This is a genomic window from Oceanobacillus luteolus, assembly GCF_023715655.1.
Taxonomy (GTDB): domain Bacteria; phylum Bacillota; class Bacilli; order Bacillales; family Amphibacillaceae; genus Oceanobacillus; species Oceanobacillus luteolus.
In genome coordinates, this window is sequence record NZ_JAMBON010000027.1 from 12,329 (window position 1) to 36,986 (window position 24,658).

Sequence of the window (24,658 nt, forward strand, 5' to 3'; positions counted from 1 at the left end):
GAAATATGACTAAATTTCGAAACTTGAATGTTCGTAATAGATTAAAGTGGAATTTTTTCTCAGAATCTGAACGTGTAAGATAAAAAAAAGCACCGCCTCAATCAAGAGGTGGTGCATCAAAACTACTTCCAATTTATCGTATTGTCATCTTCAATAATTCCTAATACTACATCGGCAATTTCTGGACGATGAAGCAATGTATTTTTTATACGGAGTTTGATATCATCTGCTTCGTTTAAACTGAGGCCTTTTCGTAATTCAATCGTACCTTCCACATGATATAGACGACCCTCCTGCATAATTCGCAATCGTTGGATATCAACTACATCCTCATCATCCAATAGAACCTTTGTTATTTTTTCTTCGACATCTGCCGGGGCCGCAACACCGATTAAACCAACCATGTTATCAAAACCGACTCGATATGCAACATAAAGCATTAAAAGTCCAATGATAATGGATGCGATACCATCTGCTTTCAGGACATTGAAAAATTGAGCGAGAACAATTCCGACAATTGCGAGGACCGCACTGAATGTTGCCACCAAATCCTCGTAAAAAACAAGACGGGTTGCCGGTGCTGCTTTTCTCACTTGTTTGAATGCAGTCGTAAAGAGTCCACCTTGCTCAGTGGCTCCGGTTTCACTTTTAATTTCCTTCATAGCTTTTATTAATATAAAGCCATCAACGAAAAATGCAATTAATAAAATAATGAGATTAAGGAAAAAGTTCGTTGCTTCCGTTGGGTGTTGAAGCAAATGCCAGCCTTCCTTGATGGTTTCATAAGCCATAATGGTAACAACCACAACCGCAATCATACAAAAGATATTAATTACACGACCAAATCCCGTAGGAAATCGTTTGGATGGTGGTAATTCAGCTAATACACTTCCAAAAAATACAAACCCTTGGTTAATTGAATCTGCCAAGGAATGCATAGCTGATGCAAACATCGTCCCACTTCCACTGATTGAAGCAGCCACTGCTTTAATACCCGCAAGGAATATATTACCTAATGCGGCCACGCCAGATGACGTGTTCCCCTTTTTAATTTTCTCAATCAAACTCATCCTCTTGCCTCCAGTCTGTAATTATAGATCACAGGTCAGAGACTCTGTCCAACCTGTGACCCAGCTTATGTTGCGACTTTTTTCTTTGTCGTCCTTCGTTTCGCCTGTTTTGGCTTTGGTTTGTCCTTCTTTGCCCGCTCCAATGATGCTTGCAGGGCATCCATCAAGTTCGTCACATTATCCGGCGCAGGTTTGTCCTTCGCTGTAGTAGTTTGAGCATTGTTTTTCTTTTCTTCAATGAGCTCCAACAATGCCGTCCGATAATCATCCTGATATTTCTCTGGCTCAAAACTTGCCGTCAGCTGATTAATCAACATTTTAGCAACATCCAATTCTTTCTTTGCCACTTCCACTTGTTCCGGGACGTTTGGAACATCCGCAACATTCCTCACTTCATCCGGATAATGAATCGTTTCTACAACGAGTGTATTTTTATATACCCGAATTACAGCAAGTTGCTCCTTTTGCCGGATAATAATTTTTGCAACACCGATTTTACCCGTATCTTCCAGTGCTTGACGTAGTAAACCATAAGCTTTACCGCCGCCTTCGTTTGGAGATAAATAATAACTTTTTTCAAAGTAAATGGGGTCGATGTCTTCCAGTTTGACAAAGTCAAGGATTTCAACGGCTTTATCCTCCTGCTCTTTACGCAGGTTTTCCAACTCTTCCTCATCCAACACAACGAATTTATTCTTCGCATATTCGTACGCTTTTACAATATCTTCATTCTTAATCTCAACCTCACATACTGGACAAACTTTCTCGTATTTGACAGGAGACTGACACTCCTTGTGCAGTTGCCTGAGTTTCACATCTTTGTTTTCTGTTGCTGCATGCATTTTCACAGGGATACTTACTAGTCCAAAGCTGATTGTGCCTTTCCACATCGTGTGCACGATAATCCCTCCTTTTACAGTAGTTTGCTGTGACAAGAACTATTTTATTCAAGTACACTTTGGAAAATAAAAAAGCCGAAAGTAAACTTCTTTTTAAGTACTGGATACCATACTTTATCTAATATCAGAAAACTATTTATTCATTTAATATAAAGAATAGATAGTTGACTTAGGTTAAGGTTCTTTCTATAATCGATATAAATTTTAAGGGCTTACATTTTTTCATTACAACTTCAGAGGGGTGATTAAATGAATGACAAAAAGTTAAGAAGAGTGCTTGTCGCCAGTTTAGTCGGTAGTACAATTGAATGGTTTGATTACTTTCTATATGGTACTGTTGCGGCCCTCGTCTTCAACCAATTATTTTTTGTAACAGAAGATCCGGCATTTGGAACACTCTATGCTTTTGCTGCCTTTGCCCTTGCATTTTTGATCCGTCCATTCGGAGGAATCATATTTAGTCATATTGGAGACCGAATCGGAAGAAAAAGAACATTAGTACTTACACTTAGCTTAATGGGGCTTGCGACTTTTCTGATGGGGGTCCTCCCTACCTATCAGGCAATTGGGATTTGGGCGCCAGTGTTACTCATCCTGTTACGCCTGATACAAGGTCTCGGTCTTGGAGGTGAATGGGGTGGTGCTTTGCTCCTAGCTGTAGAATATGCACCAAAAGAAAAACGCGGACTATTCGGAAGTATCCCCCAGATGGGCGTGACTTTGGGGATGCTGATGGGCACCCTTGCTCTGTCAGTAATGACACTTCTCCCTGATGACGCTTTTCTGTCATGGGGATGGCGGGTTCCTTTTATTCTTAGTGCTTTGCTTGTAGTATTTGGCCTTTGGATTCGTAAAGGCATTGATGAAACGCCGTCATTCAAGAAAATTAAAGAAAAAGGAGAAGTTCCGAAGTTACCAATTGCGGATACATTTCGATATCATTGGAGAGAAGTTCTAATTGCCATTGGAGCAAAAGTTGTTGAAACAGCACCTTTTTATATTTTCGGTACATTCATCGTTTCCTATGCGACCCAAAATTTAAATTTCTCAGAAAGAAATGCCCTTCTTGCCGTTACAATTGCTACCATTGTTACAACGATTATGATGCCGATTATGGGAGCGTTTTCGGATAAAATCGGAAGAAAGCCATTGTATGTGACAGGAACGATTTTCATGGCTGTGTACGCATTCCCGTATTTCTGGCTTCTCCATCAAGGGTCTGTTGCTTTGTTATTCATTGCAACGGTAATTGGATTAGGTGTAATCTGGGCTCCTATTACTGCCGTACTTGGAACAATGTTCTCTGAAATTTTCAGCGCTAAAGTGCGGTATACTGGGATTTCATTAGGCTACCAGATTGGAGCTGCATTGGCTGGTGGTACAGCTCCACTTGTTGCCACAGCACTGCTTATCCGTTTCAACAATTCTTATGTACCTGTTGCTCTCTATATTATTTTCACTGCCATCATCTCTTTAATTGCCGTAATCGCTGTAAAGGATAAAGTAGCGAAAGAACTGGATGCAGATGATCCTCTCGTCCAAACAAAGCGAGCATAACAACATTTCAAGGGGGATTACATGCTTATATTAACCGAAAAAGACATTAAAAATCATTATACTATGAAGGATGCCATTGAGGATATTTCACTAGGTCTTACAGCTAAAAAGGTCGGAAATATCTCAAATCCACATCGCACCGTACTTTCTTTCCCCGACGTGGAAGGATCAGCGTTATACATGCCAAGTGCTGATGTCGAAAATGAAATTGCTGCTGTCAAAGTAGTATCGATATTTCCGCAAAACCCAAGTATCGGTAAAGCGACTACACAAGGAGTACTAATGTTAACCGATGGTAAAACAGGTGAGCATATTTGCATGATGGATGCATCCTACTTAACGAGACTTCGAACTGGAGCTTTAAGTGCAATTGCTACCAAACGTTTTGCAAGAGTAAATTCTAAAGTACTTGGAGTCATCGGTACTGGAGGAATGGCCTTTGAGCAAGTACTTGGGGTCACCGCTGTCAGAGATATTGAACAAATTAAATTATATAATCGGACAAGAGAAAAAGCTGAATATTTTCGCGAGAAGCTCATTGATTTTGGTATTCAAGCTGAGATAGAAGTCGTTAACAGCAGTAATGAAGCAGTAGAACAAGCCGATATCATTAATTGTGCCACACGTTCGTTGGACCCGGTATTTGACGGCAATTTATTAAAGCCCGGAACACATATCAACGGTGTCGGTTCCTTCTTGCCGACGATGCGGGAAGTCGATCAAACAACCATTGACCGGGCAAGTAAAATCATTGTCGATGACCTGGAAGGTGTCAAAGAAGAAGCGGGTGAACTTATCCATGCAGATATACATTCCAAGTGGAAGTTTACAGATGTACATGGTGAATTAAGTGATTTTGCAGGAGGAAATCATCTACTCCGTAACACCGACGAAGAAATTTCGTTTTTCAAGTCGGTTGGAGCAGCATACTTCGATCTTGTTGCCGCTGCCGGCGTTTATCGTAAATTAAAAGTAAAAGATATTGGAGTTCAAATTGAATTATAAGGAAAGATAGACCATGGAAGCATGGTCTATCTTTTTTTGGTAAAAGTAAAACTATTAATGAAGTTTATGTGGGGTGTTCAGCAATGCAAATTATGAAACCAATCTACCGGGACGACGTACCAGTTGGCGAAGAATGGCTTTACGAAATAAAATATGATGGTTTCCGGGCATTGCTATCGATATCAGCTGATGGCAAAGTTACATTAAAAAGCAGGAATAATCATGATCTGACAGACAAGTTTCCAGAAGTTGTCCGAAGCTGCGTGCACTTATTACCGGCAATAAAAGGATTCCTGCCACTCGTCCTCGATGGGGAGCTAGTAGTATTAAACAACAAATACCAAGCGAACTTTTCAGAACTGCAAAAGCGAGGAAGGATGCGTAATCTTACCAAGATAGAAAAAGCAGCACAAGTACGTCCTGCCAGCTTTATTGCTTTTGATATACTTGAAGTAAAAGGTAAAATCTATGATAAACAAAGACTTTCTACACGAAATAAAATATTGGAGGATGTGTTTAAAAAAGTTCAGGGCGAGAGATTACAGCTTATTGAAGTATTTCAAGACTTACAGGACATTAAAAAGATTGTTTTCGATTTTAAAGGTGAGGGTTTTGTCGCCAAGAGGAAAAATAGTATCTATTTGAACGGGAAAAAACATCAGGATTGGTTTAAAATAAAAAATTGGCGTTTAATTCATGGTATATTATCTTCTTTTGATATCGAGAATGGATATTTTGATGTGGCTGTAACGAATGGTCAGGAATTACGTCCAATTGGTAAGTGTAAGCACGGACTGGATGCTGAAACTTTTCAGACGTTAAGGGATTTCTTCACGAAAAACGGTGAAAGAAACGGTAATAAGTTTACCGTTCCCCCTGCCATTTGCGCAGCGATCCACACGCTCGATTTATACGATCAAGAATTACGGGAACCTGAATTTGCTGCAGTGTTACCTACAATGAAAATGGAAGAATGTACAATTGAAAAGTTAAAGCTTGATCTGGCGATGCTGCCTGAAGAGGTTGAACTGACAAATACAGATAAACTTTTATGGAATCAGCCAGGGTTTAGTAAAGGAAACCTGCTTACTTACATCCGCGAAATTTCACCTTATATGCTGCCATTTATAAGAGATCGTTTACTCACAGTCATTCGTGCGCCTGACGGTGTTGAAGCCGAACAGTTTTTTCAAAAACATCTGCCGAGTTACGCACCAGATTTTGTGACAGCTGTACCCCAACAAGGTGAAACCTTCTGCAGTTGCGATAATTTGGAATCGCTTGTATGGTTTGCCAATCACGGTGCAGTGGAATACCATGTCCCGTTTCAACGAAGTGGGAGTGTGATGCCACTTGAAATTGTATTTGACCTGGACCCCCCAGACCGCGAACATTTTCAACTCTCCGTTCAAGCTGCTCAGTTAGTAAAGGTACTGTTGGATGAACTTTCATTACAGTCTTTCGTGAAGACATCGGGGAATAAAGGATTGCAAATTCACATCCCAATCCGTGAAGGAAGTATGACCTATGAGGAAACGGCAATTTTTACTCAAGCTATTGCATTTACAATAGAAAAAAGTTATCCAGATAAATTTACGACGGAACGGATGAAAAATAAACGGAACGGCAGGCTGTATATCGATTATGTGCAGCACGGGAAAGATAAAACGATTATTGCCCCCTACTCTCCTCGAAAGACCATGGAAGGCACTGTTGCCACCCCCCTGTTTTGGGAGGAGGTCGATAGCGATTTGGACCCGACGATTTTCACCATCGACACGGTTGTGGAACGAGTAAAACAATATGGGTGCCCCTTTGGAGAATTTGAAAAAGCTCGTGTAAAACAAAACATGAAAAATTTACTGAACATGGTGCGCAACAGTTGATGAAATAACAAAAACTAGTTTTGGTAAAGTAAATCATAAGGTCATAAAAAGAAAGGACGTGGAGCGTGCTTGTGTAATAGCACTATGCCACGTCCTTTCTTTTCCAATTATCCAGCTTCTCATCATTAAACGCGATTTCAATCAATGCTAGGATGAAAGCTAATATCCATTCGGTATGTAAAGCTAATGATATACTTCCCATAAATTCATCTACTGTAAACAGTACAAGCCAGTTTTTAAATGTTTCAACCAAGATGCTTAAGATTAGCAGGGTTGAATTGTTATTGATTTTCGGAATGAGAATGACATAAATCACTAAAAAGCAGAAATCAGCAATGATTCCAAGAAAAAAGACACTGATTACGAATATCGCAAGTGAAAGCAGCGAATCATACTTTACACCAAAAATATTAAATAAACCAGCCATTCCAAAGAAATATATTCCAAATAAAATACCCGCTGCCATGGTAAGTAGGGCTGTAATGATAATTACCGTCGTTATTTTTTGTTTACGGTTCATTTCACGGAAAGGAATTTCGTCATCCTCTCGTCGTGATGTCGGATCATTCATGTTATTTGACATGCAAAAACTCCCTTAGAAAAGATGAGTAACTATTATACGGATATATCCAAATCAGGTTTCATTTGATTTTAAAACAAAAATAGTTTGAGGAGAGCTCTCTGGCCCACTCTAAGATATGTTATAGTGGATAATGGTGATTGAATTGATAATATTACTATTTATTCTATTATATATCGGTTTAATTTCGTATATATTGAAACATCAAATATACATCCATACGTCTACGATGGCTTCCATTATGGCTTTTGGAATTGTTCTCCAAGGGGTAATGAATTTGTTCTTTGGCGACGGATTTTTTCATACTAACTTTGCAAAGATTCTAATTACATTTATCGTAGCGCTATGGGTAAGTTTTTGGTCATCTATTTTTATTTCTTTAATAAAGAGAAAATGGAAATCACTTCATTACAAGAACCCTGTCAACCGGTTCGGTATAGGGACTTGGATCGCTGCTTCTTCCATTTGTGGTGTATTACTAGCCAATCACTTTTTTACTCCATTGGTTAGAGGGCTTAGCTTCCTCAATGCTGCACTGTGGATTTTTTATTGTTGGATAAGTGTTAAGGCGATAATGACTATCTTCCGGTTACGTATCGTACAAGTGCATGGAATTCTTCTTTTAACAACCGTAAGTACGCAATCGCTGATTATCCTCTTCCACAACGTTTATACAAATGTACCGAAACAACTAACATATAGTTTACTAACAGTAGGTTTTTGTTTTTACATCCTAGGTACTTTCCTGATTGTGAAAAGATATACGGAACATTCGTGGAGTGTCGAAACAGATTGGAATAATACGAATTGTATTCTTCATGGCGCGTTATCAATTTCTGGTGTTGCTAGTATAGTGAGTGGTGCTTTTAATGAACAAAGTTTATTCGTTCTCTGGGGGTTGACCGTAACTATCTTTCTAATAGTGGAGGGTATTGAGATTTATCGGTTGATCAGATTAGTGAAGGAATCGGGATGGAAAAGGGCAGTCTTTGTGTACAACGTCAGCCAATGGAGCAGAATCTTTACATTTTCCATGTTTTATACATTCACTGGGTTTCTCCCTGTGCAAAGACCAATTATATCCTCAATTCAGGAGGTCGTTATAAACGTTGGTTTTTGGGTAATAATAGCACTTGTTTTAATCGAACTCATTTTAGTACTGCAACTTATGTTTAGACAGAAAGAGACCAAACAGCAATTACAAGAATCTGCTTAAGATAAAAAAAGGTATGAAGACTTCTTGAATTTAAAGCTCATCATAAAAAGCTAGAACTGCCAGCTTCCTGACAGTTCTAGCTTTTATAGCATATAATTAGTAATTAGACTTTTTTAACAGTAACCACTTCTTTAATACGATCAATAGCAGCAGGATCTTCAAGGCCAGTCACATCACCGGCAACTTCACCAGTTACTTGTAATTCTTTTAATAGCCTGCGCATAATTTTTCCGCTGACCGTTTTTGGCATGGCCTCAACTATAAAGATATCCCGAGGACGGGCGATTTGACCAATACTATTTACGATACTCTCTTCCACTTTCTGTCGCAATCCCTCATCCCCATCATATCCCTCTGCTACAGTCACAAAAACAACTGGAACTTCACCTTTAATCTTATCTGGTGCTCCAATGACCGCCGCTTCTGACACTCCAGGCACTTCGAGAACAGCACTTTCCATTTCCATTGTACTTAGTCTATGTCCAGAAACATTGAATGCGTCATCGGAACGGCCGACGACCCAGAAGTAGCCATCTTCATCTACTAGAGCAATGTCACTTGCATAATAGTTTCCTTCTACTTGGCTGAAATATTGTTCATAGTAGCGTTGTGGTTCTTTCCATAACGTACGGCATAACATTGGGAAAGGCTTGCGGATGACAAGGTTGCCTAATGTCCCTGGAGGAACTGGCTCCCCTGCAGCATCGACTACCGCAGCATCAATCCCTAAAAAGGCCACCCCTGCAGAGCCTGGTTTCATCGGCGTAAGCCATGCTGCTCCAGCAAGTGGTGTTCCAGCTGTTTCGGTTTGTCCCCATGTATTATTAACATTGATTTTACCTCGACCTAATACATCTCTCGTCCAATGCCAGGTTTCCGGGTCAAATGGCTCGCCAACTAGTGATATGACATCAAGGCAAGATAAATCATAAGATTCGAGTGCTTTCTCCCCTAGACTCTTAAGCATCCGTAATGCAGTTGGTGCGGTAAACAGCTTGTTAACCCGGTATTTTTCAATAATTTGATAAAAACGGTCTTGCTCCGGATAATTCGGTGCACCTTCATAGACGACTGTAGTCACACCATTTGCCAAAGAACCTGCGACACCCCATATATGCATCGTCAGCCAGCCGACGTCTGCTGTACACCAGAACACATCATCCGGCTGATGGTTCATATGATATTTTCCATAAATATAATTTTGTACGACGAAAGCAATTCCTGAATGAACGACACCCTTTGGTTTACCAGTTGTCCCGCTCGTATAAAAAACTATTCCAGGTTCATTTGCCTCAATGGGAGTCGGCTCACAATGAATCGAAACACTTTTCCGCTCCTCATGCCACCAAACGTCTCTACCAATTTCCATGACAGGACTTATCCCTAATCGATCAACAACAATGACACCTTCTACAGTTGGAATATCTTGAATAACGATATCTACTTTTTCTTTCAAGGGTATTACTTTACCACGTCGTAAGCCCGCATCTGCAGTTACGACGACTTTTGGTTCAAATGCTTGGAGTCGATCACGTAAAGATTGTTCAGAAAAACCGGAGAAAATCGTGCTATACACTGCCCCAAGTCGGAAGCAGGCAAGGATGGCAATAAAAGATTCAGCGAGATTCGGCAAATATATTGCAACAGGATCACCTTTTTGTACACCAAACGACTTCAATACATTAGCAAAACGATTAACTTCAGCTAAAAGCATGTTATACGTATAGAAGCTCGAAGTACCGTCCTCACCTTCCCAGATAAGTGCGGTTCGGTTACCTGCACCATTTTCAATATGACGATCGATCAAGTTATAACAAGGATTACTGACGCCGCCTCTAAAAAACTCAAAGTCAGGCAGCTCACCGCTCATTGTTTCTTCCCAAGGTTCAAACCAGTGTAACTCATTAGCAACCTCTGCCCAAAATGTCTCTGAATCCTCTTGTGATTTCTTCAACAATGCTTGAAAAGCTTCACTATCCCCAAGATTAGTCTTCTTCTGTTCTCCTTTACTTGGATAAACAAGTTTACTTGCTTTTACAATGTCTTGAATACCACCAACATCACTATGCACCATGAATCTCCTCCTTCGAAATTAGGTAAACGCTTTCACATAAATCCGTCCTGTTTATTCTCGGTAGGTCATATTCACTTATTTAAATAATATATATATTCTGAAAGAAAAGTCAATGTTTGACTCGACATCCGCTTATATTGCAATTAACAGAAAATATTTTATTTAAAAATTAACTTTATTATTTACATTTATTTAAATAAATATATAATAGTTGATAAATAATTTTTTATAAAGGAGGACATGCTTTGAATGCAATATTAGTAGCAATAATTGGAATGATTGTATTAGCTTTAGGTTATCGTTATTATTCGAAATTTGTTGCTGAAAAGATTTTCAAATTAGATCCCAATTATAAAACGCCGGCACACAGATATAATGACGGCGTGGATTTTGTCCCTACAAACAAGTTTGTTCTATGGGGTCATCACTTTACGTCTGTGGCAGGTGCAGCACCAATTTTAGGTCCTGCAATAGCATTGTATTGGGGTTGGTTGCCTGCATTTTTATGGGTAATCCTCGGCACCGTCTTTGCAGCTGGTGTACATGATTTTGGTACGTTGGCGATTTCCGTGCGTAATAAAGGGCAATCTATTGGTACCATAGCTGAAAAATTAATTGGTAGACGCGGGAAATTATTGTTTTTATTTATCATCCTAACATTGGTATTAATGGTTAATGCAGTTTTTGCTTGGGTTATCGCTAATCTTTTCGTATCCTATCCTGCAAGTGTGTTACCAGTATTTATTCAAATCCCTCTTGCGGTATGGATAGGATTTGCAGTTTATAAACGGAAAGCGAAAATGCTTGTCCCGTCTTTAATTGCTCTTGCTGTCATGTATGCAGCGGCAATATTTGCTGCGCAATATGAATTCTTACAGATTGATCTCGTCAAATATATGGGTGGCGAAGATGCAGCTGGTCTCTTTGGTTTAGGCACGGTTGGAACAGCATTTATGATTTGGATTGCAATCTTAATGATTTATGTTTACATTGCATCAACATTACCAGTTTGGATGCTTCTACAACCGAGGGATTTCATCAACTCACACCAACTAGTAGTAGGACTAGGAATTCTATATTTAGGTCTATTATTTACAAACCCGACTATTACAGCACCGGCAACAAATCCTAATCCGGATACGTCATGGTTGCCACTATTATTTATCACGATTGCTTGTGGAGCCATATCAGGTTTCCATGGTCTTGTTTCATCTGGTACTTCCGCCAAACAGCTGAATAAAGAAACAGATGCCCGATTTGTTGGATATTTAGGTGCTGTTGGTGAAGGAGTTTTGGCATTAATTTCTATCCTTGCAGTTGCAACGCTATTCAGCAGTACAGATGCCTTTACGCAAGCCTATTCTAGCTTCACTGCTGCAAATGCCGGTGGACTCGGGAATTTTGTAGAAGGGGCATCTATCCTAGCTGGTGGATTAGGTATTCCAGCACATGTATCTGTTACAATCGTCTCCATAATTGTTGTTAGTTTTGCTGCTACAACATTAGATACTGCTGTACGACTCATGCGCTACATTATTGCTGAAATTGGAACAGAATACAATGTTCAACCACTTACTAAGAAGCACGTCGCTACATCAGTTGCAGTCCTATCAAGTGCTGCACTGGCAATCCTGCCTGAAGGACCAAACGGATTCGGTTCTGGAGGATACTTGATCTGGCCATTATTTGGTACATCGAACCAGTTATTAGCTGGAATCAGTTTACTTCTCATCTCCATTTGGCTGAAACGAAGAGGTGTAAACTATGTCGTTACCCTGGTGCCAATGATATTCGTCATGTTTATGACATTATATGCGATGTTCCAGCAAGTATTTTTCCAATGGATCTGGTTTGGAGAACAAGCAAGTACACTGCTTTTCGTACTAGGTTCCATCATCTTCGTGTTTACTGCATGGATTTGCTTAACTGCAATACAAGTATTCAGAGGAAAATTTGACGACTTAGGAAAAATCGACGACGAAAAAATAGGATAATAAATCAAAAGGGATCATGTACATGATCCCTTTCTATACATATCTAGAAAAAGAAGGTGTTCTCATGCTAGAGCGTGTAAAACAACTAGTTAAGTTATACGAAGAAATCCTCAGCATGCCACATCGTACAGAGATTGCGAGAGAATTACGGGAAGAAGATGATTTGTTTCTCTTGATGCTCTACTCTGAGATGATCGGCATTCCTAACCCGGTTTATTATTACACATTAGAGCTATATCCTTACATGATTGAACGGTTCCATGACTGGCATCTTCGAATGGGTATGGAGAAGTCCCCCCTTTCTGGAATCCGTTGTTGCTAATAGACAAAAAGGAGAATCCATATGATAGAACAGAGTAAGAAAACGTTATTTATCGGAGGTAAGGGAGGAGTCGGAAAATCTACTTCAGCGGCCGCCATCGCTTGGAAGCTTGCTAAATCCGGTAAAAAAACATTACTGATATCCACCGATCCAGCACATAATTTGGGAGATATTTTTTCTAAAAAAATTGGTGGTGAGCCAAAGAAATTGAATACAAATCTGTATGGTTTGGAAATTGACGCTGCACTTGAAACAACGAAATACATAAACTCGGTAAAAGATAATATTAAAGGCATCGTTAATCCAGGGATGAGGGACGAAGTTTACCGTCAATTAGATACCGCAAAAGCATCTCCCGGAGCGGATGAAGCGGCATTATTTGACAAGCTCATCTCTATTATTCTGGAAGAAGGGGAAGATTATGATCATCTCGTTTTTGATACAGCCCCCACTGGCCATACCATTAGGCTATTAACATTGCCCGAGTTAATGGGAGTATGGATAGAAGGTATGTTGCGTAAACGCAAGAAAACTAATGAAAACTATGTACAACTTCTGAATGATGGTGAGCCAATCGAAGATCCTATTTATGAAGTGTTGCTTGAAAGGAAAAACCGTTTTGCCAAGGCACGTGAAATTCTCTTAAGCGAAGATAAGACAGGATTTATTTTCGTGCTGAATCCTGAGAGACTTCCGATATTAGAAACTAAAAAAGCAATTGATTTACTTCATAAATACGAATTACATGTTAAAACAATCATTGTAAATAAAATATTACCCGAAGAGGCGGACGGAGAATTCTTGAAACAACGAAAGATACATGAGGAACAATATTTAAAACAAATCAACAACACATTCCGTAAACAAAAATTGATTCATGTCCCTCTTCTCTCGCATGATATTACAAATCTAGAGCAACTTGATGTATTTAGTGACTATTATTAATATAAAATGGGTCAGAGCCTGTATGTAAAATCAGACTCTGACCCGTTTATATTTACTCACCCATTAACAATCGTTCCACCATTAATATGAATAGTTTGTCCAGTTACATAACTGGAATCGTCACTTGCCAAGTAAACGTAGGCAGGAGCTAATTCTTTCGGTTGTCCGGGACGTTTCATCGGTGTATTCCCTCCAAACTCTCCTACTTTCTCTTTATCGAAAGTTGCAGGAATCAATGGAGTCCAGATTGGCCCTGGCGCCACCGAATTTACTCGAATTCCCTTATCTACTAATGAACCTGATAGAGATCTGGTGAAAGAAGTGATTGCACCTTTTGTAGCAGAATAATCAATCAACGTGACATTCCCTTTATATGCTGTTATTGAGGACGTATTAATAATGGAACTCCCCTCTTTCAGATTTGGAAGCACTGCCTTCGTCATATAAAACATGCTAAACACATTCGTGCGGAACGTTTTTTCTAATTGTTCGCTTGTAATGTCCATAAAATCATCTTGAGGATGTTGTTCTGCAGCATTATTAACTAGAATATCAATTTTATTAAAAGCCTCCAACACTTGAGTCACCGCAGACTCACAGAAGGACTGGCTGCCAATATCTCCACTAACAAGGAGACATTTTTGTCCCGCTTGTTCCACAAGCCGCTTCGTATCTTCAGCATCATTGTGTTCATTCAAATAAATGATTGCTACATCTGCACCTTCTTTAGCAAAGTATACACTCACTGCTCTTCCGATACCACTATCTCCTCCCGTGACAATCGCGACTTTGCCTTGCAGCTTATTGCTTCCTTGATAATCAGGGTTCAAATACTCCGGTTCGGGATGCATCTTTTCTTCAATTCCCGGCTGCTCATCCTGTTGCTGAGCTGGTGGTGTGATTTTACCGTTGTTTTGTTCCATATTCATTTATAAATCTCCTCCTAATTTACACGTGAAAAATATAGCACTCTGATGTACTTTTCCCAATTTGAATAGGAGTTAATCCATCTCTGTAATTTGACAGTTGATTATAAGGTAAATAACCGATATTATATGTAAGGTTGATGAATGGATATCGATTCAATAAGAAAATAGCATGACCATCATGCGGATCGGAATTCTTCATAATAAATTTAGAAAGAATGGTGTTTATGTTAGAGAAATTCTTCAAGTTTAAAGAAAATAACACTACCATCCAAACCGAGTTCACTGCTGGAATGACAACATTCCTTACGATGGCATATATCGTTGTAGTGAACCCAGCAATTTTACATGGTGCTGGTGTACCATTCGACCAAGTGTTTATGGCTACCGTAATTGCCGCAATAGTAGGATCATTACTGATGGGATTATTCGCAAAGTATCCAATTGCCATTGCACCTGGCATGGGATTAAATGCCTATTTCGCTTCCGTTGTTGCAACCCAAGATTTATCCTATCAGGTTGTGTTTGGAACTGTTTTTATTGCTGGGATACTATTTTTACTTCTTAGTCTGACAAATCTTCGCGAAACTTTAATCAATGAGATTCCTGACAGTTTGAAATTTGGAATTACGGCGGGGATTGGATTATTCATCGCATTCGTCGGATTGAAAAACGCCGGCCTCGTTGTCCCTAATGAAGTCAACATTACCGGAATGGGTGATTTGACTGATCCAATGGTAATGCTGACGATTTTCGGTTTATTTTTGACTTTGATTTTATACGTATTACATATAAAAGGCGCATTGTTCTTAGGTATGATTGCCACTGGAATTATCGCCTATTTTACAGGGATGATCCAGTTCGATGGAATCATCTCCACCCCGCCGGCACCTGTATTCTTTGATTTGGATATTACTGGAGTATTCACACATGGGCTTTACACTGTCGTCATTGCATTTTTACTTGTCACGTTATTCGATACAACTGGTACAATGATTGGTGTTGCTGAGCAAGGTGGATTTATGAAAAATGGACACCTGCCCCGTTCGAAGCAGGCTCTGCTAGCAGACGCGACTGCCACAACGGTTGGTTCCATGTTCGGAACAAGTCCTTCCACTGCTTATATAGAATCCACTTCAGGCGTTGCAGCAGGTGGCCGAACAGGTTTCACCGCCGTAGTGGTGGCTATACTGTTTGCTATATCCATATTCTTTACTCCAATTATCAGCGTTGTAGCAAGTGTTCCCGCTATTACATCACCTGTACTGATTATTGTGGGGTCATTCATGATGCAAGGCTTAGCAAGAATTGACTGGAAATCATTTGATGAAGCTTTCCCTACGTTCATTACGATGCTTGCCATGCCATTTACATCCAGTATTGCAACTGGAATTGCAGTCGGCTTCATTACTTATCCGTTGATGAAATTAGCACACGGAAAAGGCAAAGATGTACATTGGCTGATTTACCTATTTGCTGTGTTGTTTCTATTACAATTAGTTTTCTTTCCAATGGGATAAGTTATGAAGTATGGAAATGTTGTCGTGTGGATGATTTTCTTTTCATACATGATTAGCTTACTAGATTTGGAGAAAATCTGATTCTAGCCGTATCAAGCGTGTTAGGCATCTTATATTTAGTTGAGAGAAAAGAAAAAAGATAATCGGGTCGTTCAAGAGTTCACTCTCTTGTTCAACCCGATTTTTCTTATGCCTTTGAGGCTTTCTTTCGTTGAATAAAGTATAATGTGCAACTTGCTGCAATGAGCAATACACCAATCAATATCCAATTAAATATATCTGTTGCCGTTTTGGGCAATTGTTTGCCGGTGGTATTTGCTTTTGAATTGTTGTCTCCGGATTTTCCGCCTTTATTTGTTGAACTAGCAGCGACATTTTCGTCATCCTTAGAGTTTCCTGGCGGGTTTTTACCTTCCTCATCGGTTTTCTTTTCTACTTCAATAACTGCGAAGGTGCTGAAGTGATCCGTAAATGCCACAGCCATACCTTCTTCGTAGAATGTCTCCAATGCTTCCCACTCATCATCTTCATTTAAATGTGCTACTCTTAGAGCTTCTTTATTGGTTACTTCCTCTTCATTTAAGACGAAGATCATCTCGATGGCATGATTAAATTCAGTAATTTCCTTTTCACCATCTTTAATCGTGAAATCATACACCGCACTAATTGGATTTTCCATATTTAATCGTTCTAACCCAACGGATAATTCATTGTTCTTTGCAAATTCAATGGCTGGGATGACTAATGATACTTCACCTTTTCGCATAATAACAATTGTCGCTTGCTTTTCAACGAGTTCACGCAATTGCTCTTCAGTAAAGTGAACAGTGATTTTTGCTATATCTGACGGTAATTCAATAATTAATGTTCCTTTGTCTGCAAGTCTGGCAATTGATGCATCTGCAACGGTCACCAATCCATCTTTAACTTTGATTTCAGCTTGGACTACTTGATCAGACGGTTCGGAGATTTTAATCCTTGAACCTTCTTCATAATCGATTGGACCATCATGTTTTTTCACAAAATCCACGACTGACTTCCAAACTGGACCAAAATTAGAGCCAACAGTTTCTGTTCCAATGTTATAAAATGGAGCACCGTGCATGTAGTCATTATACGCAACAACATATTCAGCATTTAAATCTAGAGGTGAACCGTCTGGTAATGTTAAGTACACATCAATGAACTTTCCATTTTCCTCAATCAATGAATAATGGAAACCGGAAACTTGGATGTCTACCTGGTTAGCATACTGTGATTGGGTTAGAATCATTTCTTTTAATTTTTTACCCGTCGTTTTTACTGCTACAATCTCATTACCATGACGATCTAAAGCCTCAATTTGTTTATCTAAAATATCACCTGCAGGGATTGAACCTGTTACTGAGGACCCATTAAGAATTGCAAAGTCAGCATCTGTCCAAGCTCGTACAGCATCCGTATACAGATTTCCTAATCCTGTATCGCCTTGCTCTTTATTTTTGGAAGACAAACCATTATTGGTCGAACCAATTACTTCTCCCTCAACTGGTGCACCATCATCTACCTCAATAGCTATTCTTCCTTCATTATAAAAATCGACTTTTTCTCCTTGTTCTGTTAGATACTTTGCATAATTGATCATTGCTTCTGTCATTTTGCCTGTTAACGGTTCAACTACTTCACCGACAAAGTTATACCCGCTGCCGCCGCTTGCGAGAAAATCACTGACTGCAAGCACGAACGTTTCGTCATCCTTGACCGGCTTCCCATCCTTCTCTAAACGCGCATCCAGATATTGTCCATTACGATCGGTAATGATGGTATAGTGGAGTCCTGACGTTTGCAAATCGATTTGATTACGACCATCTCGTGTATAAGAATAATGAATGACATCCTTCAGTGCTGCACCCGTTATCTCCATCGTCATGATTTCATTTTCAAACGGCTCAACTGTGTAGATATCGCGGACCGTCAGTGTACCAGGTGCAATGTCAGCACGGATTCCCCCAGTATTAGTGAATGCGATATCCGCCCCTGTATGATGGCGCATCGCATCGGTCCAAAAATTTCCTAGAGAACTATCCGTCTCATGAAAATTGTTTCTATCCAGTCCTGTCGATGTTTCCCCAATCTCTTCGGATAGTATCTCATCCATTTCTCCATTATATTTATCAACTAATCCTTGAATCTCGGAATCTATTTCCGTTAAATCTTCTACCGGTTGGAGGAAACCATCTACACCGATAACTTCATCTGCTTCGGAATCATAAGTAACAGTTACGTTCCCTATATTCTGAGCATTGGATCCTGTCTGTACAATCGGTGTTCCGTTTACGATAGCCGGCTCCGTCAATGTAGTATGAGTATGTGCCCCAATAATCACATCAAAAAAGTCGACTTCCTCAGCCAATTCTCTATCTTCTGGATAACCGATGTGCGTTAAGGCAATCAGGATATCTGTTTCGTCCGCCAAACGCTCATATTCCTTCGCAACTTCAATAGGGTCGCCAAATTCTATGCCTACAATATTAGCAGGCCCCGTAGCTGGTGGTGCTTGAGTTAATGCAAATACACCAACCGTCACTCCGTTCACTTCAAAGATTTCGTACGGTTTCGGTTTTGGAAATGGAACCATCGTATCACCGGTGACATATGTATTAGCGCTCAACCAAGGAAAATTCGATTGTTCCATTCTTTTAACTGTTTCTGCTTGTCCATAATCAAACTCATGATTTCCAATTGTCATTGCATCTACTTCCATATTGTTTAATAGTTCAATTATCGGTGAACCATATTGCAGGTCGACAACGGGGTTTCCACTGAAAATATCCCCCGCATCTAAATACAGCGAGTGATCTGCACTTTCTCTCTCTGCATCAATGTAAGCGGCGATTTTTCCAAATTCATCAATTTTTGCATGCAGATCATTCGTATGCAAAACTTTCAATCTAACAAGATCATCATCTTCTCCATAGACTGTTCCCGCTATCGCGAAAAACATAATACAGAATGTAATAATAAATCCCAGACTTCTTCTTAAGACTGCCCTCTCCATTAACTTTCCCCCTTCTATTGTTGACATCAGCACGATTGTACCAACAAATCGAACGAAATGAGTTAATTTTTTGTAAAAAGTTTCTCTATTCAAAAAAATGATTATATACTAATAGGTAGTTAAGAGTGTAGGTTTCACTCAAAGCAAACCTAAAGAACTACACAAAATCAAAAAGATGGAACAGAACAACAGCCTGTCCCATCTTTTTATCAATCCTTCTTTTTGCTCTTTTCTTTTTCAGCTAGCTTTTCAATGCGCTCATAACGTCTTATATCTTTTCTCGATATTGGAATCAATTCCTTCTTCAGCATCTTGAAGATCGAAGCGAGCATAATCAGCAAGATTACCGTAAACGGTACTGCTGCAACTAATGAAGCGGTCTGAAGCGCATCCAATCCTCCAGCAATTAATAATACTGCTGCTATACCTGACATCAGGACTCCCCAAACTATCTTCTTATATGTTGGGGGAACTAAACTTCCCTTCGTCGTCATACTTGCCAATATATAAGAAGCTGAATCTGCTGATGTAATTAAAAATGTAAAAATCAACAAGATAGCGAGTACCGACATGATAAATGACATCGGGAGGCTATCAAATACTTGGAATAACGCCACTGTTATATCGTTATTAACTGCCTCAGCAATACCTGCGTTTTCATTCAAATCTTTATACAATGCTGTTCCACCGAATGTGGCAATCCAGAAGCAAGCAATGGCTGGGGGAACGACCATCACTCCAGCGATAAATTCACGGATTGTCCGTCCTCTTGAAACCCGAGCAACAAATGCACCAACAAACGGGGACCAAGAGATTGCCCAAGCCCAGTAGAAAATCGTCCAATCACGTACCCATGTTCCGCCAACGTACGGTTCAAGCCGTAGACTATATTGAATAAAATTTGTAATATAATCTCCAAGTCCTAAGGTGAATGCATTCAAAATGAACACGGTTGGCCCCATTAAAAACACAAAGATTAATAATAGAAAGCATAGAGCTAGATTCAAGTTACTCAAATAGCGGATTCCTTTATTTAGTCCAGTCGTAGCAGATGCCGTATAAGCAATAAAAATCACAGCAATGATGGCAATCTGTACCCAAATAGCTGAAGATACATCAAAAACCGCACTTAATCCTCCATGGATTTGCAGGACTCCTAACCCGACGGAGGTAGCTACTCCCATTACCGTGGCGATGACCGCCAATGAATCAATACTTGTCTTCACTACCTTTTTATTCCCAGTTATAGGTTCCATGGATTTAGAGATCAACCCACTTTCCCTCTTCCTGAATTGCATAAAAGCAATCGCCAAGCCTACAATAGCAAATACCGACCACTGACTGATCCCCCAGTGAAAAAAGGAGTACCCCATGGCTACACGTGCAGCTGTCTCTGTCTGCCCTTCCATCGATGCAAAAGGAGTCTCAAAGAAATGGGACATCGGCTCAGCTACTCCCCAGAATACTAACCCGGCTCCGAATCCTGTGGAAAAGAGCATACCTATCCATGTAAAGAAAGGAAACTCCGGCTTTTCATTTTCACCGCCCAATCGAATTCTGCCATATTTACTGATGGATATCCCAATTAAAAATAGAATAATAGCAAAAACCGCAATCAAGTAAAACCAGCCGAAATTCGTCGTTGTAAATAAAAATAAGCGTTGTGCCACTTCACCAAAGCGGCCAGGGAGAATTGCTCCGATAACAACTAATATAGAAATAACTGAAGCTGAGATGAGAAAAACTGGATTTTTTAAATGTTGCTTCTTCATGACTTCCTCCTATACTATTGGTCTATCCTGACTTTTCCCTTTCTCAGAATTTATATACCTGTTTAAAGCAAGTTTTAAAGGTGAATAAAAACCACTACTAAAACCGTGCGATAACAATTTGCTTCAATTGTTATCGCACGGTTTGGGATTAGAACATAAATTATCCAGCATGTTATATGGACAAATTGAAATACATTAGAATTCCTCATAGCTGGCTCATGTACAGAGCATACTAATGGCCTTTACTGCTCAAGATGACTAGTTATTTCTATACCAGCAAGCGCTTGTGTTGCTAAATGATCTGCCTCACGATTCATTTTTCTTGAGACCACTTCATAAGATGGAGTAATCCCAAGCTTTTCTATCTTATTCTCAATACGATCAAGCCAGCTTGACAACTCTGATTCGTAGACAGGCCACTCGTCATTCAATTGATTAACAACCACCTTCGAATCCCCAATGAAGCTAACGGGCAAATGATGGACCTCTAAAAATTCCAATTCAGTCAGCCCAAGATGAAGTGCAGCGTACTCTGCCTCATTATTACTAACCAAACCTTCTACTGATGCATTTCTTCTGATTCGATAAGATTTTTCATTTTGTTCATAGTAAATCACACATCCTAATCCAGCTTTTCGGGTTTCCCGGTCAAATCCCCCATCAAAATACACAGTGATATGATAAGGCTCTGTTTTTACTTCTTCCAGAAATTTTCTCAACTGCTTTAATGTCCAGCTTGCATCATGTTCATCGAGAAGAGTTAAATGTTTGACCCGGCCAGTTTTCTCAAGATCTTCAGCAAGTTCAAGTGCCGCCTTAGTAGACATCTCATCCGAGCTAAAATTGGTTTTTATCCCTTTTTTCGTGACGTAGGTGATTTCCATCCGCAGCTGCAAGAGTAATCCTCCCATCCTATTATTAACTTAATGTATATTTTCCCCCTTGGGAGTAAATAAATTCATTAACTATAAGATTATGCTTGTTCCCATTCTTTTCTAAATAATTGTTATTGTAATGCAGGTTTTATTATGGAAAAAAGAGGAAATAGTAACAGTAAAAGGAGGTATCCTTCGCATGATGGATCAGTCAAAAAAATACCTTGATGAAACTTTGTTCCAAGCTAGGAGATTTGGGCTTCAATCTAATTACATCCAAAAGCTCGAGTCAGAACGAAAGGAACGATTAGAAAAAGAAAAAGCATTACAGACGGAAGTGTATAATCATAGTCTTCATAACTGAAGTCTATTTTAAAGCACCCTAATTAATTAGGTGCTTTTTTGTGGCTTTTTCTAATGTATCCCCATATTCTCAACTTCCCTTAAACAAAAGGTTCTTCTTTATTAGACCACCCTATGATATAAGGCAGTATTTCAATTACGATTGTAGATATTACAAGGATAAGTACATAGTTTCTACTTTCTTTTCTAATTATTACCTTTTAAAGCACTAGCGATTTTTTCATGCCACTCGGTATAGTTTGTAAGAATGGCCAGTTGAAAATCAGATAAACTAGTGGAGAGTTTAACTGTTTCGTAACCATGAACATCCTCAAAAAAGACTGCTATCTCTGTTTTATTTCCTTGTTTATCCTCCGCGAATAATGCAAATGTCACAATCTCGGCTGTTGACCCTCCCTTACCTCCAAGATGTAGAAATCTATCTTGATTACTAGAGTTTTTCATCGGCCATTCCATAATTGCTTGCAGTTGATCAATCACTTCCTGTGAAAAAAAGGAAGTGTTATTGATCTTTTGTACAATCGAGACATATTCTGATGTGGTAGCCCTTACAAGCTTTCTAGAAGCAATTTGGTCAAACCCTAAATTATGCCATGCCGCCAAGTTTGCTTGTTCTTTATACTTGCCGTCACTGTCTTGACTTAATATGGCATGAATACGATTCGCTTCATTTTTATATGCCTCCTTGGACATTTCCTTAACTAGACTCAGCACTTTTTTCGCTTGGTTCCTATCAAAGATATCTAGATGATGAGCTTTTGCAACTTCATAAGGAATAAGAAGATAGGATACAATCGGAAAAATCTCTTCATGCATAGATAATTGAAGTTTCTCTAAATTAGAATTGATACGTTCAAGCCCCAACCGCCACATTAAATATTCCGTGTTGGCATTCGAACTAAAAGCAATCATTCCATTTGCAACCTCGCTCAAGGGCACTTTACCCTCCGTTAGAAGATCTAATGAATGTAACCACTCTTGATGGGCACCACCGTCCGTTCCTGGGATATAAAAACGGTTTAAGTCTTTTACATCAATTAGCTCACTTGAATCAATATCTTTAGTAGCTGCTTGTTGAGCGAATTCGATTGCTAGAATAATCTTAACCGTACTCGCAAGCGGACGTAATTGTTGTCCTTGATAATTAATATGTAACTTTCCGTTTTTTACAATGGTTAACGAAGATCTGTTTGGATTTTTGGCAATAAAATTTAATACATATTCCGGATCAGGTTTCTGTATCCATTTACGCAGCCAAAGGAATCCTATTACTAATAGCAAAATAACTCCAACTAATACTAGAATGATAGTAAATATCAATGTAAATGCTCCCTGCTTCATAAATTTAATTAATCATACGTTTAATCTTTACAAGAAGTTTCAAAATAAAAAAGTGCTTTTCTTTTTTTTAAAAAGAATGCACTCACTTCATGGTAAAACAATCAACTATTTTTTAATTTTCATCTGGATTTCTCTATTTAAACTCCAAAACATATTCAAAACATAACCAAAAGCTAAGGAGCAAAAAATAACGCTAATTATAGATAACTCCTTTGTAAAACCGAAGGACCAAAACATCAAAAATACAAAGAAACTACAAATACCAATTTTGATTAAATTTACCATCGATAAACCTCAATTCTTAAATAAAACTTGAACTCTGTCCATACCGTTATTATCGTATGGGTTAATTTTGATTGCAAACTATTCCTTTAATCGTATCAATTATCAAATCAGGATTCTCCAAATGAATGGAGTGATTATTGTTCGTCTTAATTTGTATTGTTTTCTTGGTTAATCTACTAAGCTGATTTTGATATTCTACCCAAGTCGGATCTTGATTATTGGAGCTGATAACGATTGCTGGTAAATCTTCTCTTAATTTTACTGCATTTTTAACTAGTAATGCTGACCTCTCACTATACAGAAATTCTTTATATACTGCTTCATAAGACTTAGGAAGATACCCAACATAATCGGCATATTTTTGGTAAGGTTCTGGCAGATATTTTCTTCCAACCGGTTGTTTCAAAAGTTTAGGAATTCCAATTCCGGAAGTAATGTAACCAAATCGAAAGAGGTTTAAATTTTTACGATAGGACTTTTTACGATTGGTATCCCAAACATCACTCATATATCTATTTTCGTGCACGGCATCGATTAGAATTAATGATGTAACTTTCTCTGGAAATTTACTTGCAAAAAGCCTCATATTCAATCCGCCAAAGGAATGCCCAACTAATACATATGGTGGTTTTAGTTCTAACTCATCTAATACATATATTAAGTCATCTACCACATCTTCACTTGTATATGGGAGATTGCTTCGTGAACTCCATCCATAGCCTGCACGATCAAATGAGAGGACTTTTGTAAACTTAGATAATTCTGGCTGTATATGATACCAATCTAAAGAACAACAGCTTAATCCAGCGTCTAAAATCACACTAAATTCCGCATCCTCTATACCAGAGACGACGACATGAATATTCCTATCTTTAATCCTAACCTTTTGACCTATTTCCTTCACTTTGTTTTTCCTATTAAGATAGAGGTTTGTTAAAGTAAAAGGGAAACCAATTACGTCAATCATTGTCTTAACCCATTTCATCTTATT

At 39.0% G+C, this 24,658-nt stretch carries 19 protein-coding genes; 9 read left to right on the plus strand and 10 right to left on the minus strand.

The window, feature by feature from the left end; genetic code table 11:
• Positions 1–122 precede the first annotated feature (122 nt).
• Positions 123–1,070, minus strand: coding sequence for a cation diffusion facilitator family transporter (locus M3210_RS14070; RefSeq protein WP_251515645.1), 948 nt, complete (start codon positions 1,068–1,070; stop codon positions 123–125).
• Between the two features lie 65 nt (positions 1,071–1,135).
• On the minus strand, positions 1,136–1,969 hold the full coding sequence (gene ku, locus M3210_RS14075; protein WP_251515647.1) for a non-homologous end joining protein Ku: 834 nt from the start codon (positions 1,967–1,969) through the stop codon (positions 1,136–1,138).
• Positions 1,970–2,218: 249 nt separating this feature from the next.
• On the opposite strand from ku, the gene M3210_RS14080 reads away from it, so the two are divergent.
• The 3 genes from M3210_RS14080 (at position 2,219) to M3210_RS14090 (ending at position 6,417) form a co-directional block, all read left to right on the plus strand.
• Entirely contained in the window at positions 2,219–3,526 is a 1,308-nt protein-coding gene (locus tag M3210_RS14080) for an MFS transporter (protein WP_251515649.1), read from the plus strand.
• A gap of 21 nt (positions 3,527–3,547) precedes the next feature.
• A complete protein-coding gene (locus M3210_RS14085; RefSeq protein WP_251515651.1) occupies positions 3,548–4,531 on the plus strand; it encodes an ornithine cyclodeaminase family protein in 984 nt (327 codons plus the stop codon).
• A gap of 83 nt (positions 4,532–4,614) precedes the next feature.
• A complete protein-coding gene (locus M3210_RS14090) occupies positions 4,615–6,417 on the plus strand; it encodes a DNA ligase D (RefSeq protein ID WP_251515653.1) in 1,803 nt (600 codons plus the stop codon).
• Positions 6,418–6,499: 82 nt separating this feature from the next.
• Here M3210_RS14090 and M3210_RS14095 read toward each other — a convergent pair whose 3' ends face one another.
• Positions 6,500–7,000: a regulatory YrvL family protein gene (locus M3210_RS14095; RefSeq protein ID WP_251515655.1), complete on the minus strand. Its 501-nt coding sequence runs from the start codon at positions 6,998–7,000 to the stop codon at positions 6,500–6,502.
• A 133-nt stretch (positions 7,001–7,133) separates the two neighbouring features.
• On the opposite strand from M3210_RS14095, the gene M3210_RS14100 reads away from it, so the two are divergent.
• Positions 7,134–8,213, plus strand: a complete 1,080-nt coding sequence (locus M3210_RS14100) for a TDT family transporter (protein WP_251515657.1) — start codon at positions 7,134–7,136, stop codon at positions 8,211–8,213.
• 103 nt (positions 8,214–8,316) lie between these two features.
• On the opposite strand, the gene acs is transcribed toward M3210_RS14100, so the two are convergent.
• Positions 8,317–10,287, minus strand: a complete 1,971-nt coding sequence (gene acs, locus M3210_RS14105) for an acetate--CoA ligase (protein WP_251515659.1) — start codon at positions 10,285–10,287, stop codon at positions 8,317–8,319.
• A gap of 245 nt (positions 10,288–10,532) precedes the next feature.
• Between acs and M3210_RS14110 the strand changes: the two genes are divergently transcribed.
• From M3210_RS14110 to M3210_RS14120, 3 genes are all read left to right on the plus strand, one after another.
• Positions 10,533–12,281, plus strand: a complete 1,749-nt coding sequence (locus M3210_RS14110; protein WP_251515661.1) for a carbon starvation CstA family protein — start codon at positions 10,533–10,535, stop codon at positions 12,279–12,281.
• Positions 12,282–12,345: 64 nt separating this feature from the next.
• Positions 12,346–12,603 carry a cory-CC-star protein gene (locus M3210_RS14115; protein ID WP_251515663.1) on the plus strand — a complete coding sequence of 86 codons (258 nt, stop codon included), beginning with the start codon at positions 12,346–12,348 and terminating at the stop codon, positions 12,601–12,603.
• 21 nt (positions 12,604–12,624) lie between these two features.
• A complete protein-coding gene (locus M3210_RS14120; RefSeq protein WP_251515665.1) occupies positions 12,625–13,548 on the plus strand; it encodes an ArsA family ATPase in 924 nt (307 codons plus the stop codon).
• A 56-nt stretch (positions 13,549–13,604) separates the two neighbouring features.
• On the opposite strand, the gene M3210_RS14125 is transcribed toward M3210_RS14120, so the two are convergent.
• Entirely contained in the window at positions 13,605–14,477 is an 873-nt protein-coding gene (locus M3210_RS14125) for an SDR family oxidoreductase (RefSeq protein WP_251515667.1), read from the minus strand.
• A gap of 224 nt (positions 14,478–14,701) precedes the next feature.
• On the opposite strand from M3210_RS14125, the gene M3210_RS14130 reads away from it, so the two are divergent.
• Positions 14,702–15,994 (plus strand): NCS2 family permease, encoded by a 1,293-nt coding sequence (locus tag M3210_RS14130; protein WP_251515669.1) that lies wholly within the window; start codon positions 14,702–14,704, stop codon positions 15,992–15,994.
• Between the two features lie 187 nt (positions 15,995–16,181).
• Here M3210_RS14130 and M3210_RS14135 read toward each other — a convergent pair whose 3' ends face one another.
• The 3 genes from M3210_RS14135 to M3210_RS14145 form a co-directional block, all read right to left on the minus strand.
• The gene (locus tag M3210_RS14135; protein ID WP_251515671.1) at positions 16,182–19,031 is read right to left on the minus strand and encodes a 5'-nucleotidase C-terminal domain-containing protein; all 2,850 of its coding nucleotides are present in this window, start codon (positions 19,029–19,031) and stop codon (positions 16,182–16,184) included.
• A 209-nt stretch (positions 19,032–19,240) separates the two neighbouring features.
• The gene (locus M3210_RS14140) at positions 19,241–20,803 is read right to left on the minus strand and encodes a BCCT family transporter (protein WP_251515673.1); all 1,563 of its coding nucleotides are present in this window, start codon (positions 20,801–20,803) and stop codon (positions 19,241–19,243) included.
• Positions 20,804–21,045: 242 nt separating this feature from the next.
• The gene (locus M3210_RS14145) at positions 21,046–21,699 is read right to left on the minus strand and encodes a ribonuclease H family protein (RefSeq protein ID WP_251515675.1); all 654 of its coding nucleotides are present in this window, start codon (positions 21,697–21,699) and stop codon (positions 21,046–21,048) included.
• A 178-nt stretch (positions 21,700–21,877) separates the two neighbouring features.
• On the opposite strand from M3210_RS14145, the gene M3210_RS14150 reads away from it, so the two are divergent.
• Complete coding sequence (locus tag M3210_RS14150; RefSeq protein WP_251515677.1) at positions 21,878–22,042, plus strand: hypothetical protein; 165 nt, start codon at positions 21,878–21,880, stop codon at positions 22,040–22,042.
• Positions 22,043–22,227: 185 nt separating this feature from the next.
• Here the strand turns inward: M3210_RS14150 and M3210_RS14155 are convergent, their stop codons facing one another.
• Both M3210_RS14155 and M3210_RS14160 read right to left on the minus strand, forming a co-directional pair.
• A complete protein-coding gene (locus tag M3210_RS14155; RefSeq protein ID WP_251515679.1) occupies positions 22,228–23,361 on the minus strand; it encodes a serine hydrolase in 1,134 nt (377 codons plus the stop codon).
• Positions 23,362–23,728: 367 nt separating this feature from the next.
• Complete coding sequence (locus tag M3210_RS14160) at positions 23,729–24,652, minus strand: alpha/beta hydrolase (RefSeq protein ID WP_251515681.1); 924 nt, start codon at positions 24,650–24,652, stop codon at positions 23,729–23,731.
• Between the last annotated feature and the right edge of the window lie 6 nt (positions 24,653–24,658).